General features: G+C 67.5%; 14 protein-coding genes. 10 read left to right on the plus strand and 4 right to left on the minus strand.

All coding sequences use genetic code 11. The features are described 5' to 3' along the window. On the minus strand, nt 1–229 hold a 229-nt coding region (locus A5771_RS23855; protein WP_234782972.1), incomplete at its 3' end, for a hypothetical protein. 11 nt (nt 230–240) lie between these two features. On the opposite strand from A5771_RS23855, the gene A5771_RS06650 reads away from it, so the two are divergent. From A5771_RS06650 to A5771_RS06665, 4 genes are read left to right on the plus strand one after another with little or no spacing between them, the layout of a single operon-like run. Further along, nucleotides 241–936 (plus strand): DUF5631 domain-containing protein, encoded by a 696-nt coding sequence (locus A5771_RS06650; protein ID WP_082947086.1) that lies wholly within the window; start codon nt 241–243, stop codon nt 934–936. Then, nucleotides 933–1,898, plus strand: coding sequence for a hypothetical protein (locus A5771_RS06655; RefSeq protein ID WP_082947084.1), 966 nt, complete (start codon nt 933–935; stop codon nt 1,896–1,898). Before A5771_RS06650 ends, A5771_RS06655 begins: the two co-directional genes overlap by 4 nt. Before the next feature lie 14 nt (nt 1,899–1,912). Beyond that, entirely contained in the window at nt 1,913–2,170 is a 258-nt protein-coding gene (locus A5771_RS06660) for a type II toxin-antitoxin system CcdA family antitoxin (RefSeq protein WP_064854425.1), read from the plus strand. After that, on the plus strand, nt 2,167–2,580 hold the full coding sequence (locus tag A5771_RS06665; RefSeq protein ID WP_064854426.1) for a type II toxin-antitoxin system VapC family toxin: 414 nt from the start codon (nt 2,167–2,169) through the stop codon (nt 2,578–2,580). Before A5771_RS06660 ends, A5771_RS06665 begins: the two co-directional genes overlap by 4 nt. Before the next feature lie 24 nt (nt 2,581–2,604). On the opposite strand, the gene A5771_RS23860 is transcribed toward A5771_RS06665, so the two are convergent. The 3 genes from A5771_RS23860 to A5771_RS06675 all read right to left on the minus strand — a co-directional run bounded on the left by A5771_RS23860 (nt 2,605) and on the right by A5771_RS06675 (nt 5,278). Then, complete coding sequence (locus A5771_RS23860; protein ID WP_234782973.1) at nt 2,605–3,096, minus strand: hypothetical protein; 492 nt, start codon at nt 3,094–3,096, stop codon at nt 2,605–2,607. A gap of 766 nt (nt 3,097–3,862) precedes the next feature. After that, nucleotides 3,863–4,807 (minus strand): DUF4226 domain-containing protein, encoded by a 945-nt coding sequence (locus A5771_RS23865; RefSeq protein WP_234782974.1) that lies wholly within the window; start codon nt 4,805–4,807, stop codon nt 3,863–3,865. 105 nt (nt 4,808–4,912) lie between these two features. Next, on the minus strand, nt 4,913–5,278 hold the full coding sequence (locus A5771_RS06675) for a hypothetical protein (RefSeq protein ID WP_064854428.1): 366 nt from the start codon (nt 5,276–5,278) through the stop codon (nt 4,913–4,915). A gap of 223 nt (nt 5,279–5,501) precedes the next feature. Between A5771_RS06675 and eccB the strand changes: the two genes are divergently transcribed. The 6 genes from eccB (at nt 5,502) to A5771_RS06705 (ending at nt 13,581) form a co-directional block, all read left to right on the plus strand. Further along, nucleotides 5,502–7,001, plus strand: coding sequence for a type VII secretion protein EccB (gene eccB, locus A5771_RS06680; RefSeq protein WP_064854429.1), 1,500 nt, complete (start codon nt 5,502–5,504; stop codon nt 6,999–7,001). Between the two features lie 4 nt (nt 7,002–7,005). After that, nucleotides 7,006–11,217 (plus strand): type VII secretion protein EccCa, encoded by a 4,212-nt coding sequence (eccCa, locus tag A5771_RS06685; protein WP_064854430.1) that lies wholly within the window; start codon nt 7,006–7,008, stop codon nt 11,215–11,217. A gap of 105 nt (nt 11,218–11,322) precedes the next feature. Further along, nucleotides 11,323–11,625 (plus strand): PE domain-containing protein, encoded by a 303-nt coding sequence (locus A5771_RS06690; protein WP_064854431.1) that lies wholly within the window; start codon nt 11,323–11,325, stop codon nt 11,623–11,625. Nucleotides 11,626–11,628: 3 nt separating this feature from the next. Next, nucleotides 11,629–12,819 (plus strand): PPE family protein, encoded by a 1,191-nt coding sequence (locus tag A5771_RS06695; protein ID WP_064854432.1) that lies wholly within the window; start codon nt 11,629–11,631, stop codon nt 12,817–12,819. A gap of 114 nt (nt 12,820–12,933) precedes the next feature. After that, nucleotides 12,934–13,251, plus strand: a complete 318-nt coding sequence (locus tag A5771_RS06700) for a WXG100 family type VII secretion target (protein ID WP_064854433.1) — start codon at nt 12,934–12,936, stop codon at nt 13,249–13,251. Nucleotides 13,252–13,293: 42 nt separating this feature from the next. Beyond that, nucleotides 13,294–13,581, plus strand: a complete 288-nt coding sequence (locus A5771_RS06705) for a WXG100 family type VII secretion target (protein WP_064854434.1) — start codon at nt 13,294–13,296, stop codon at nt 13,579–13,581. Nucleotides 13,582–13,759 lie beyond the last annotated feature (178 nt).

The following is a 13,759-nucleotide window of genomic DNA, read 5'->3' on the forward strand; positions in this document are numbered from 1 at the left end:
GCACCCTCGGGTCCGTTGCCCGGCTACGGGGCGGATCTGCGCCCGGCAGCCGGCGCAGCCCCGGGAGTGCCCGCAGCGGCTGGTGGTGGGCCTGCGGCGCCGACATCGCCGTCGGCGCCTGGTGGCCCCACCGCCCCAGCTTCGGGTGGAACCACGGTGGCCTCCTCAGGCGATCGTTCAGCACCGGGAAGACCGACTGCCGGTCCCGGCGGGCAGTCGGGCGCGGCAATGGCCGGCGGTATGGCTGCGGCAAGCACTGCCGGGGCTGGCGCCGGCACCGCCGCCAAGCGCTTGGCCGAGCACCAGGACCTGCAGCGCAAAGTTGACGCCGTCGCTCGTCAGGCACCGAACCTTATGTGGGCAGCCGGATTACGCGATGACGAGACCACCACCGTGGTGGTGACCGATTTGGCCGGCGGCTGGATTCCACCTACGGTCAAGCTCCCGCCCGGAGTCACTCTGCTTGATCCAGCGCACCGCCGCCGTGGCACGAGCGCAGTCGATCTGCTCGGTGCGGTGATTGCCGCAGCAACCCACGAGCCGAACACCTACATCACCGAGGCCGGCCCGCACGATCCGGTTCCCGGGTCTGGGGAACGCGCCCGCTACGGCCAGCATCTCGACGAACTGGGTCCGACCCTGATCGACGCCGCCGGGGCCAGTAGCCGGTTGCCGCGCATCGTGCAGACCGTCGCACAAGCGATGACCCGCAGATCCGGTGTTGCCGATAACGAGGTCGAGCTGTTCCGGCAGGTGGCCAGCGACACCGCGGCGCGAGTACTGTCGGCCTATCCCGAGCACGCCCCCAGGGATGTCGCCGACTGGATGCTGTTGGCCGCCATCGATGCCCTGATCGAGGGAAGCGAGGAACTCGCCCGCTATCACCTGGCGTGGCACCAGGCGGTGGCGGTACCGCATGGAGGGTTTACGCCATGACAGACCCGATCGAAGTCAACCCGCTGGACTACCTGGCCATCGCCGCCGGCCTGCCGCCGCTGCCGATCCCGCCGGGCCCGGTCCACCCTGGCGGAACGTCGCCGGTTGACGCCACGATGGCGGCCTTTGGTGCTGCAACCAACCTGAACCTGGTCGAGACGAACACCCACCTGGCCGAAGACCATGCCGATCGCACCGGCCATGCCACCGACGCGGCCCAAAAATTCGCTACCAACGAAGCCGACGCCGTGTCGAAGTTCCAGGACGTTGCCGGCCAGGGCGACGCCACCATGGCGCAGCAAGGTTCCCAGGAAGCCATGGGCGGAGCGATGCAGGGCATGACGGGGGCGATGCAGGGGATCACCAGCGCCCTCAGCGGCGCGCTCGGCTCGGTGAGCAAGCTGCCGCAGGGCTTGATGCAGGCCGGCCAGGGTGCGCTGTCGCCGCTGATGAGTGCGGCGCAGTCCTTGGGGAAGGCAGGACTCGGCGGCGCCGGCGCCACGCTTGCCTCCGACATCAGTCCCGACCCCGGCTTGGGCGGCAGTGACTTCGGCACCGGCGGAGGTGGCGGCGGCGGGCTGGGTATGGGCACCACTCCCGCCAGCAACCTCGGGCCGCCCCCGGTTCCGGGAACCTCGACACCGACGACGCCCACCAGCTCGCTGGCGAGCACCGGCGCGGCCGGTCCCACCGGCGGCACGCCCGCAACCGGCGGTGCGGGCGGCGGCGGAATGATGCCGATGATGCCGGGCGGGGCCGGTGCCGGCGGCAAGGGCGGCAAAGACGACAAGGCCGGCGAGAAGCGGATCGCTGCCCCTGGAGTTCCCAACGGCCAACCCGTCAAAGGTCGCACCACGGCACCGCCGAACGTACCGGTGACCAAGTCGGTGGCGAAGGACGCCGGTCCGACCGGCCTGACGCCGCTGAAACGCATCGTCGACACAGATGACTCGTCGAAGTAGCGGCTCGGGGGGCGATGCACTACTCGGCACCCAGTGTGTGTACATTGGTGTGTATGGCTCGGTTGAACGTGTACGTCCCGGATGACTTGGCGGAGCGAGCCAGGGCCCGCGGGCTCAATGTCTCGGCACTCACCCAGGCCGCGATCAGCGCCGAGTTGGAAAATTCTGCAACCAACACCTGGCTCGACGGCTTGGAGGTCAGGAGCACCGGCGCTCGACACGACGACGTGCTGGATGCGCTCGACGCCGCCCGCGATGAGTTCGGAGCGTGACCGCACCCCCCGCTTCGTCGATCAAGCAAGTGGTTGTCGATGCCAGTGCCATGGTGGATCTACTTGCCCGCACCCCTGATCGGTTCCCGGCGGTGCGTGCCCGACTGGCCGGCACCGTGCTGCACGCGCCAGCACACTTTGACGCCGAGGTGCTGTCGGCGCTGGGGCGCATGCATCGCGCCGGCGTACTCACCGTTGCGCAGGTCGAAGCGGCGCTGGATGAGCTCGGGCAGGCACCGGTGACTCGACACGAGGTCGCGCCGTTGCTTTCTGGAGCATGGGCGCGCCGCGACACTCTGCGCCTCACCGATGCCCCCTACGTCGAGCTAGCCGACACCGCAGGCCTGGTGTTGCTAACCACGGACCAGCGGTTGGCACGCGCTTGGCCTGCAGCCGAGGTCATCGGCTGACAACAGTCCGACTTCTCTCGCCGCTCAACGGTCCAGGACGAGCTCGGCGTTCTGGCGCAAGAGGAACGAGCCGATCAAGTCGACGACGACCCAGTGCCGCGTCTCGTCTATGCCGGTGATGATTCCGAGATTCTGGGTGGATCCATCTACCTGTGCCGTCACGGGAGCGCCGACTAGCTGCTCGCCGATCGGCGTCTCCATATCGTCCGCGGCAACGACCACCCGCTCACTGCCGGCGGGCAGGTCCCGCAACTCCGGTGTCGCTGCGGGATCGAGTACATGTCCCGCGGCAACGCGCCCGTCCAAACCGGTCCAAGCCGCAAGAGCCCGGCTGTTTTCTACTGCGCCAGCCGTCTGAACGACCTGAGCTGTCGATGGCTGATCGTTGATAGTGGCGTCGACGGGCAGAACCCAGTCATCTCGCCCGGAACTGAACACCGCCAACGGAGATCTCGGCATCGTCCACGGCTCACCGGCCACCCGCGGCCTCATCTCCCCGGCAGTCAGGTAAGCCATCTGGCCAACCTTCGTCTGAGTCGGAGCCATTCCAGCGTCTCCGACTTTCATGACCGCGACCGGGGCCTTCCCGCCACCGCGGGCGCATTGTGCCGCGGTCACGAATCCGTTGAGTATCGTGCCCGGATCGCTCGGGCCCGGAAGACTCACGTAGAAACCGGCGGTACACACCGTCGTCCCGGTTCCTTCGCCAACGAGTACCTGCATCCCGGGATGCAATCGCGAAACCGGTCTGGGGAACACCACCGCGTCGTTGACCTCTGGCGGCAGCACATCGGCTGGCCGCGTTACCAGTGCTGGCGATTCCGTTGCAGCCGAAGCGCCTTCTGGGTCGCTTTCTCCACAACCCGCCACTCCGCAGGCGAAGGCTGCAGCGAGAACCACTGCCACCGCCGTACGCACTCGCCGAGGCGGCAATGTGTTCAAGGGTGACGCCACCGCCGCCTCATCGATCCGGCTCGCGCCGCGACAGATGTACTCGGAGCAGCAGGTAGGCGCCACCGAGTAAGCAGGACAACATACGCAGTGCAGCTAAAACCGCCGTCCCATTCGTTGCGGATAAGTCGATGATGAAGAACGGCAGCGCTAGTAGCCCGAAAATTACGAGTACAATTCCAAAGATTTTCACGCGACCGGGATTCTCATCGAGACTGGGCAATATTCCTGCCACTACCAATAATGGCAGAGCTACCTGGAACAGCTCGCGTAGCATTCGTCACCTAGCATTCGTAGACATCCAGCACCAACCCACTGACAATCACCGGCATTACGCTGCGCCGCCCACACATCGAAGAAGATCCCCGATGTTCAGCACTCCGTCTGCAAGCGCCCCAGCAGCGGCGGCGATCGCGATCGGCGGAGCCTCTGCCAGCGGCACCGCCCCGGCGACACCCAAACCGTCCAGGCCAAGTGCAAAAAGACTTCTGGCTGCATCATCTACGGTGCACTTGCCTGCCTGCGCCGTTTGTAAGATGCGAATCATTTGCTCTTGTTGACCTCTGGCGTATCCAGCCCCCAAAGTGTCAGATAACGCCTGCATCCACTCCGCCGGTGACCTGTTCGGAGCATGGGTATTAATCCATCGGTTGCCGGCGTCCGCAACTTCGGGCGGCACCCAAAACGGGCCGAACTTTGCCGGCGGTACCTGAACGCCCTCACCTACCGGTCTGCCGCCGAGGTCGGTCGGTAGTCCTGGAAGCGGATGCTCGGCCCTTGGATTTTGCGGAGGCGGCGCCGGGTCCGGTGAGTCGGGCTTTAACGGCGGAGTCCGAGGCATGTGGGATCCGAAGCCGACCATTTCTGCCCGCTCACCTTCGTGACCGCGGCCGGTCGAGTCCGTTTCCGAAGCCGACCGCTTACCACTGCCTGCCGAGTAGCGCCCGGCCAATGCCTGCACCTGCGCCGCCCGCTGCTGGCTGTCAGCGGCGGCGTCCGCGACGATCTTGTGGATCTCGCGGGTCTTACCGGCCAGGTACGCCTGGAAGCCTCGAGCGCCGGCCGGGGTCTCCAGGGCGGGCCAGCCGGCTGCGGCTTGCCGGATCTCGACTTCAAGCACATCCAACCGCTGCCTGGCCTGCAGGTTGATTTGGTGGGCGCCGTGCAGCATCCCCTCGAATGACCGGTCGAGTTCCACTGACGTCGCCAACCGCCGGGACAGTTCGGCTTCTCGCGCCCGCGCCGCGTCGGCGAATGCTCCCGATACCTCCGGCATGGCGCAAAGCTACTCGAATCGGCGTCGTGGCGTCACCGGCCGCATTTTGTTCCCGCTCATATCACCGCCCCGATAGATGCGCATTAACTTTTCTTGGCCGGGAATCTACCCTCCAGCCGGTGGCAACGTCAGCTGCAGAAACCCTCCACAACACGGTTGAAGCATCACATCGGCGGGCCAACTCACGCGGTGGTCCTGCCCACGCAGGTAGTCGGCGGCGACACCGACGGCCTTGACAGGCTTTCCATGGTCCTCGAAGACCAACAGACTGGCTTTGGAGTCAAAGAAGTTCGACTTGATCACCGGTGCGCCTACAGTTTTCTCGATGAACTCCCGGTCGGTGTATTCGTGGAACAGATGCACCTCATCCCAGCGCCACGAGGTGAAGTCGCTCAGTCTGCCCGACTTACCTTGATGCAGAAGGCTTTCCAAGCCCTCGTTGAGTCGTCGGTCGTTGTACTCGATTTCCATCGATTGCCTCGTTAGCCCGCAGCTGGTCATCGCAAAGCACAGCAATAGCAGACCGAGCGCAGTGCGTATCGGCGTTGCTCTGGCCCCCAACACCTCCGGCATAGCGCAAAAGCTACGCGCATCGGCCTCGCCAAGTCACCGGCAGTGACTGGTTCCCGCTGGCTGACGCCAGTATTGTCGTCGCGTGCGGTTGTTGCGCGTGCGTAAAAGGAGCAGCTAGGTCATGCCGCTGAGCCTGTCGAACCGGGACCAGAATTCCGGTCACCTGTTCTACAACCGTCGGTTGCGCGCGGCCACCACCAAATTCTCGGTGCGCATGAAGCACGACGACCGCAAGCAGACCGCCGCGATCGTGCTGTCCATCGTGTTGATCTTCATCGGCATGGGCTGGATGCTGCTGCTGAACGTGCTGCGTCCGGCCGGAATCGTGCGGACGTCGGCGATCGTGGGTGACCGTGACTCCGGGGCGATCTACGCCCGCATCAACGGCCGGCTCTATCCGGCACTCAACATGACCTCGGCCCGGCTCGCCGTCGGCAACGCCGAGCTGCCCACCTGGGTCAAACCCGCCGAGATCGCCAAGTACCCGACCGGCCCGATGATCGGCATCCCCGGCGCGCCGGCGTCGTTGATCGCCAGCACCGGCGCACCGTCGGCGTGGGCGGTCTGCGACACCGCGGGGTCCCCGCGGCGGGCCGAGCCGCCGGTGGTGACCGCGATCGCGGGAACCTTGAGCCGTGTCGGACGCGCGGCACCGCTGGCGTCGGATGCCGCGGTGTTGACCCGCTTTCAGGGCGCCACCTACGTCATCTGGGGCGGCAAACGCGCCCAGATCGACCCGGCGGCCCGGGCGATCACCCTGAGCCTGGGCATCGACCCGGGCACGACCGTCCCGGTGGAGATGTCGCGGGCGCTGTTCGACGCGCTGCCCAGCACCGAACCCCTGCGCGTTCCGGTGATCCCGTTGGCCGGCACACCGTCGCAGTGGGTGCCCGGCTCCCAGGTCGGTGCGGTGCTGGAGACCCGGACAGCCGGCGGCGGCTCCCAGTTCTACGTGCTGCTGCCCGACGGGGTACAGAAGATCACCAGCTTCGTGGCCGACCTTATCCGCAGCGCGAACTCATTCGGATCGGTGGCCCCGCTGGTGATCAGCCCCGACAAACTGGTCAACATTCCGGAAGTGGGCACCCTGCCGGTCGAGTACTACCCGAACAGCCGGCTCAAGTTCGTCGACACCGCCGCCGACCCGACGACGTGCGTCGGATGGGAGAAGGCCTCCACCGATCGCCAGGCCCGGATCACGGTGTTCAACGGCCGCGGCCTGCCGGTGTCGCCGGGTATGGACAACCGGATCGTCCGGCTGGTGCGCGACGATCGCACCCCGGGATCGGTGGTGGCCAACCAGGTGCTGGTGCTGCCGGGTGCGAACAATCTCGTCACCTCGACCAGCGCACTGCTCGACTCCGACACCCGCGAAACCCTGTTCTGGGTGTCTCCCAACGGGGTTCGGTACGGGATCGCCGCTGAGGACGAGACGCTGCGTGGCCTCGGACTGGACCCGTCCTCGGCGCAGCAGGCGCCGTGGCCGCTGCTGCGCACCTTCGCGGCCGGCCCGGAACTGTCTCGGCATGCCGCTCTGCTGGCCCGCGACACCGTGGCGTCCACGGGCGCGGTGACGCCGGTGGCACCCAACAATCAGCAGGCCGTCCCGGGAGGGCACTGAGGCGATGTCGAAACGAGCATTCGTGCCGGTGCGCCTGCAGGTTCCCGAGCCCAAGCCGGTGCGGGTCGCCCCCCGGGCACCCGATGCGCTGCCGGAACGCGAGCCGCGCAACCTGTGGGTGATGATCGGTCTTCCCGCGCTGGTGGTGGCGCTGATCGGCACGATCGTGATGCTGTACGTCTCCGGCGTGCGCAGCCTGGGCTCGGGCATGTTCCCGATGGTGGGCATGGCCGGCCTGGGCATGCTGATGTTCTCCGGGCGGTTCGGGCGGGCGCGCAAGATCAGCTGGGGCGAGCAGGAGAAGAACCGGCGCAGTTACCTGCGTTCGCTCGACGGCGAACGCGACGAGATCCAGAAGGCGGTCTGCGCCCAGCGCAGCGCCCAGGAGATGGTGCACTCCCACCCGCAAGGGCTCGGTGCGGTCATCGGCGGACCGCAGATGTGGGAGCGCCGCCGCTCCGACCCGGATTTCCTCGACGTGCGGGTGGGCGTCGGTGTGCAACACGCCCCGGATTCGGTGTTGTCGGTGCAGTGGCCGGAGATCCCGGTCGACGAGGAACTCGAGCCGGTCACCGGGCAGGCGCTGCGCGACTTCATCCTGGAACAGCGCAAGATCCGCGACATCGCCAAGGTGGTCAACCTGCGCTCCCGCCCGGGATTCAGTTTCATCGGCGAGGACCTCGACCGGGTCCGGTCCCTGCTGCGCTCGGTGCTCAGCGCGCTGGCGGTGTTCCACAACCCGCTCGACGTCAAGCTGATGGTGGTGACGCGTCACCCCGAGCTGTGGTCGTGGATGGTGTGGTTGCCGCACAACCAGCACGACGAGCTGTTCGACGCCTGCGGCTGGCGCCGGCTGGTGTTCACCACCCCCACCGAGCTGGAGTCGACGCTCGGGGCCGACCTGCACATGAAGGGCAAGCGCGGCGCGTGGCGGCCCCCGTCGGCGCCGAGTCCGACGACGATGGGCTCGCCGCTGGAGACCGGCGGCGACGGGCACGATCTCGGGCCGCACTGGGTGATCGTCGACGACAACACCGGCAGCCCCGAAGCCTGGGAGAGCGTGGTCGGGCGCGTCGGCAAAGAGGGCATCACCGTGTTGCGGGTGGCCTCCCGGCTCGGCACCGGGGTCGGGTTCGCCCGCGACGAGATCTTCGAGCTCGTCGACCATCCGACCCGGCACAGCCGCACCGACGAGCCGCCCGCGGCCCACCGCAGAAACGGCCGCGGCGTCGCGCCGTCCCAACCGCCGATGTTGCGCGCCGGCGGCAAGTTCTTCGCGCACGCCGATCAACTGTCGGTGCCACGCGCCTACCGCTACGCCCGCGCGATGGCGCGCTGGTCGCCGACGGCGAGCGTGGACGTCACCGATTCGGGCAGCGGCGCCCTGGAACTGCTGCGCGCGCTGGGAATCGACGACGCGCGCGAGCTCAACGTCGACCGGCTCTGGGCCGAGCGGCGCAGCCGCGGGGACGAGCGGTGGGCCGAGATCCCGGTGGGAGCCAAACCCAACGGCGAGTTGCAGAACGTCGTGCTGCGCGCAAAAGACTTCGGCGGCTTCGGCTTCCACTCGGTGGTGATCGGCACCAGCGGTTCGGGCAAATCGGAGTTCTTCCTGTCGCTGGTGTACGGCATCGCGCTGACCCACTCGCCGGAGACCTTCAACGTCATCTTCGTCGACATGAAGTTCGAGTCCGCCGCCCAAGACATCCTCGGCATCCCGCACGTATCGGCGGCGTTGTCCAACCTCGGCAAGGACGATCGGCACCTTGCTGAGCGGATGCGGCGCGCCATCGACGGCGAGATCGCCCGGCGCTACCGGCTCTTCAACTCCGTCGGCGCGCGTGATGCGAACGACTACGAGGAGATCCGGCTGGCCGGCCGCGATCTGGAACCGGTGCCGATCCTGCTGGTCGTGATCGACGAATACCTGGAGCTCTTCGCCAACCACGGCAAGTGGATCGACCTCATCATCCACATCGGCCAGGAAGGCCGTGGCGCCAACGTCTTCTTCATGCTCGGCGGTCAGCGCCTGGACCTGTCCTCGTTGCAGAAAGTCAAGTCCAACATCGCTTTCCGCGTCGCACTGCGCGCCGAATCCGGGGACGACAGCCGCGAGGTGATCGGCTCCGACGCCGCGTACCACCTGCCGTCGAAAGAGAACGGCTTCGGACTGCTCAAGGTCGGCCCGCGGGATCTGGACCCGTTCCGCTGCTTCTACCTGTCGGCACCGTTCATCGTGCCCAAACGCAAGGCGTCGACCGCCAAGACGCTCGACATGACCCTGACCAAACCTCGCCTCTACACCTGGCAGTACCAGCCGCTGGACGAAGCGGACGCCCAAGCGCTGCAGGACATGTCGGCCACAGACGCCGAACCCGACGAGTTCTTGTTGCACGCCGACGGATTCAAGAAGAAGAAGATCGTCGACGTGCTGCGCGAGTCCCTGATCGCCGCCGACCGCAAGGCGCCCCACCTGCCGTGGCTGCCCCCGCTGGAGGTCTCCGAGTCGGCCGACTCACTGGTCGCGCTGTATCGGGGCAAGCCCTGGGACGTCGACTACGGCCGCAATACCGGGCTGGTGTGGCCGCTGGCCATCAAGGACATCCCCGAGGACGCCCAGCAGCTGGTGCACTGCGTCGACGTTCTGCGCAGCAACATCATGGTGGTCGGGGCCAAGAGCCGCGGCAAGACCACGACGCTGATGACGCTGATGTGCTCGGCAGCACTGATGTACACCCCGGCACGGCTGACCTTCTTCTGCGTCGGTGGCGCCACCTTGGGCTACGCCGAGACGCTGCCGCACGTGGCCGACATCGTCTCACCGGCCGACCGTGAGGGCGTCGAACGCACCGTGGCGACGATGGCCGCGCTGGTCAGCGCCCGCCAGGACACCTTCCGCCGCGACAAGATCGACATCAACGAGTTCCGGGAGCGGCGGTTCGGTTCCGGCGGCGACGGCCTGGGCGGCACCGACCCGAACGACCCGTACGGCGACGTCTTCCTGGTCATCGACGACTTCTCCGATCTCTACGCCGCCGACACCATCCTCGGCGACCGGATCATTGCGCTCAGCGGTGTCGGTCCGGAATACGGCGTGCACCTGATGACGAGTGCGTCGGGCTGGATTCACGGCCAGCGCCAGACGTTGCTGCAGAACTCCGACGTGCGCATCCAGCTGCGGCTGCAGAACCCGGGCGAGAACGAGATGGGCACCGCTTCCCTCGACGCGCGCGACGCGGCCAAGCGCACCGTGAACCGGCCCGGCTTCGGGCTCACCGAGTCCCTGCACGAGATGCTCATCGGAATGCCGGAGCTGACCGCGCCGGACGGCACCCGGATCGGTACCCGCGAGCTCGGCGCCCGGGTCGCCGAGGTCGCCGGCGTCACCAAACACGCCACCCTCAAGCGGCTCCCCCCGGCAGTGGCGCTGTCGGAGGTGCTCGCCTACGACGTCGCGCAGCGCCCGCCCGCCCAGACCGCCCCGTCGATCGCGTTCATGATCGGCGAGCAGCACGATCTGCTGCCCGTCCCGCTCGAGCTGGCCGAACATCCCGGCATGATGATCCTGGGCCGTGCGTTGTGCGGCAAGAGCGCCACCCTGGCCGCGATCGGCGAAGCGGTGATGGCCCGATTCAGCCCCGAGCAGGCACAGATCACCATCATCGACCCGAAGACCGGGCCGTTGCGCGACCTGCAGGGCCCCGGCTACGTCAACGCCTACGCCTATGACCAGGACGAGATCGACGAGGTGCTGACCACGCTGGCACAGCAGGTCCTATTCCCCCGGCTGCCCGCCAAGGGTTTGAGCCAGGAGGAACTGCGGGCGCTCAAGCCCTGGGAGGGCCCCCGCCACTTCATCTTGATCGACGACGTCCAGGACCTGCGCCCGGCGCAGATCCACCCGGCCAGGCCACCGGTGGGTGCGGCGCTGTGGAAGCTGATGGAACGCGGGCGCCAGATCGGGTTGCACGTCTTCACCACCAGGAACTCGTCGAACTTCGGCCAGCTGGAGATGGATCCGTGGGTCAAAACGCAGCGCGCCGCCAAGGTGCCGACCCTGTTCATGGACAACGACCCGCAGAACAAGGTCAGCCGGATGGTGCGTGCTCAGGCACTGCCGGCCGGCCGCGGTCTGCTGGTCACCGACGACTCCGACGTGGAAGGTGTGCTGGTGGGCGTGCCGTCGTCGATGATGCACGATTTCGAGCAGCAATAGCTTTTTATTGCCTCGGTGAAGTGACGAGCGCCGCTTCTTCGGTTTAGGATTTAGCCCGGCCTGCCAGCGTCGGCATATCAGCAGATGAGGCATCGGGAGGAAAACATGTTCTCTGTGGAACCGGAAGCTGTTCTGGCGTCATCCGGCGTCGAGGCGGGCATCACCGCGGAAACGGCTGCGGCCGCATCCTCGGCCAGCCCGGCACTGCTCGGCGTGCTACCCATGGGCAACGACCCTGACTCGATCGCGTTCCAGGCGGCCCTGCTCGCATCGGGCACCGAATACCTCGGCATCGTCGCCGAGCACTCGGCGCAACGCGGGTTGTTCTCCGGGGCGCAGGCCACCGCGGCCGGTGTCTACAGCGCCACCGAGGCGCTGCGGGCAGCCACCGCCGCAATCGGCGGCTAGCCGGTGGCCGACCCGGGGTGGGCCGCCCGCACGCCGGAGATCAACGACACATTGATCAAGTCCGGCGCGGGTCTTCCGACCATGCTGGCCAACGGCACCGCGTGGGCGACGTTGGGTGCAGCCCACCACGCGTCGGGAATAGCGTCGGCAATCAACACCGCGATGACCTCGGTCGGCTGGATCGGCGCCGGCTCGGCCGGCTCGGCGCTCAACGCGACAATGCTGAACGTCGCCCTGCACGGGTTGGCGGGCTGGGTGGACGTCAAGGCCCCCATCGTGGCCGCGGCCGTAGAGGCCTATCAGCTGGCCTACGGAAGCATGCGCACGGCACAGGAGTGCGTGGAGAACCGGGTCGAGACCGAGTTCGACAACAGCATCAACTGGGCGGTGCTCGGCGCGCTGACGCCGCGGATCGCCTCGCTGGAGTTCGAGTACTTCGGGCTGTTCTGGCCGAACAACGCGGCGGTGGGTGCCTCTTACGGCGCGACGCTGACCGCCCTCACGTCCAGCCTGACCGTTCCCGCGCCGGTGGCGGGAATGGGCGCCTCGCCGGCTGCCCCGGCGGCGGCCGCCAGCGCTGTCGGCGAAGCGACATCACAGGTGGCGGCCGGCGGCGCCATGCGCGCCGCCTACACGGGCACCTCGACGGCGAGCAACGCGGCCGGACAGGGCGCGTCGGCGGCCCAGGGCATGGGAAGCCGGATGAGCTCCATGCTGGGCCCGGTGCAGCAGATCGGCTCGACGCTCATGCAGGCGCCCCAAATGCTCACCCAGGTGCCGCAGACCATGATGGGCCCGATGCAGTCGATGATGGGCATGTTCATGAACCCGAGCATGCTCGGCGGTGCGCTCAATTCCGCTGGAGCAGGCGGGGTTCCGGCGACGGCGATGTTGACGAGCGCGACAGCGACGCCGGGCGCCGGCGTCGGCGGCGGTGGCTTCGGCGGCTCAGGTGCGCCGGTGTCGGCGTTCACCCGGCCCGTCAGCGCGTTCGAATCCGGCGGCGGCCGGCCGGTGGGCTTGCGACCCAGTGGTGCGTTGGGTTCCGTCGAGCCGCAACGAGTGACTACCGCCAGTGCCGGCGGGATGGGCGGGATGCCGATCGGTCATGCCGCAGGGGCCGGCGGACGGGGTCAGGGCGACCGCCCCTCGGACCGGGCCAACACGGTCCGAGTGGTCGATGACCGGGTGTGAGCTGGGCATTCGCCGTCCCCAGGGTGAATCGACACATTCCAGAGAAGCCAATACACTACCGCAAGGCAGATCCCGCCGATCCCGGGGGGTTGTTCTACAACCAAGGAGGAAACGATGGCAGCCATTGTCGTCACGCCCGAACTGATGCGGAACACCGCATCGAAGTTGAGCCAGCACATCGAACACGCTCAAGCGATCGCCAACCAATACCTGGCCGACCACGAGAACATCCTGGGCGCCGGAACGTGGGACGGTGCGGGCTCCAAGGCCTCGTATGCCACCGCCGCCCAGATCCACGAAGACATGCAGAAAGTCCTCATCGGCGGCACCCGCCTGACCGAGGGCCTCAACCAGGCCGCTGCCCTGATGGAATCCCACGAATCCCACTCGGAGCACGCTTTCCACTCGCTGTTCGGCGGACAGTCCGCCTGAGCCCTCCTTGACCCCCCCGTACTCGAAAGGACACCGATCCCCATGGCTGACGGCATTACCTATAACCCCGGTCCCGTTTCCGACCAAGCCCACAGCGTGATCAGCAGCGCCGGAACGCTCGACCAGATCCACTCGGACTCGCATCAGCTCACCCAGATGCTGACCGAGTACTTCGCCGGTCACGGCGCCACCGGTTTCTTTGAAGCGCAGGCGCAGATGCTTTCCGGGCTGCAGGGCCTGATCGAGACCATCGGCCAGCACGGTTCGACCATCGGCTCCGTGCTGGAAGGGGCCATGCAGACCGACCAGACGATCAACAGCCTTTTCTGACCACCGCCGCGGGCACCGGTGATCGCAGGTGCCCATCGCGGGTGGTATCACGCAGCGATGACGAAGTGGGGGGGGGGGGGGGGGGGGGGCGGGGCCCCCCCGACAGGGGGGGAGGGGGGGGGGGGGGGGGGGGGGGGGGGGGGGGGGGGGGGGGGGGGGGGGGGCGGGGGGGGGCCGG

The sequence above is a fragment of the Mycolicibacter sinensis genome (genome assembly GCF_001667375.1).
Classification (GTDB): Bacteria; Actinomycetota; Actinomycetes; order Mycobacteriales; family Mycobacteriaceae; genus Mycobacterium; species Mycobacterium sinense_A.

Bases quoted from the DNA above. Each gene is read 5' to 3' on its own strand.
- A5771_RS06650 (WP_082947086.1), top strand. From the start codon at position 241: ATGGCTGCGGCAAGCACTGCCGGGGCTGGCGCCGGCACCGCCGCCAAG.
- A5771_RS06655 (WP_082947084.1), top strand. From the start codon at position 933: ATGACAGACCCGATCGAAGTCAACCCGCTGGACTACCTGGCCATCGCC.
- A5771_RS06660 (WP_064854425.1), top strand. From the start codon at position 1,913: ATGCACTACTCGGCACCCAGTGTGTGTACATTGGTGTGTATGGCTCGG.
- A5771_RS23860 (WP_234782973.1), bottom strand. From the start codon at position 3,096: ATGGCTTACCTGACTGCCGGGGAGATGAGGCCGCGGGTGGCCGGTGAG.
- A5771_RS23865 (WP_234782974.1), bottom strand. From the start codon at position 4,807: ATGCCGGAGGTATCGGGAGCATTCGCCGACGCGGCGCGGGCGCGAGAA.
- A5771_RS06675 (WP_064854428.1), bottom strand. From the start codon at position 5,278: ATGGAAATCGAGTACAACGACCGACGACTCAACGAGGGCTTGGAAAGC.
- eccB (WP_064854429.1), top strand. From the start codon at position 5,502: ATGCCGCTGAGCCTGTCGAACCGGGACCAGAATTCCGGTCACCTGTTC.
- eccCa (WP_064854430.1), top strand. From the start codon at position 7,006: ATGTCGAAACGAGCATTCGTGCCGGTGCGCCTGCAGGTTCCCGAGCCC.
- A5771_RS06690 (WP_064854431.1), top strand. From the start codon at position 11,323: ATGTTCTCTGTGGAACCGGAAGCTGTTCTGGCGTCATCCGGCGTCGAG.
- A5771_RS06700 (WP_064854433.1), top strand. From the start codon at position 12,934: ATGGCAGCCATTGTCGTCACGCCCGAACTGATGCGGAACACCGCATCG.
- A5771_RS06705 (WP_064854434.1), top strand. From the start codon at position 13,294: ATGGCTGACGGCATTACCTATAACCCCGGTCCCGTTTCCGACCAAGCC.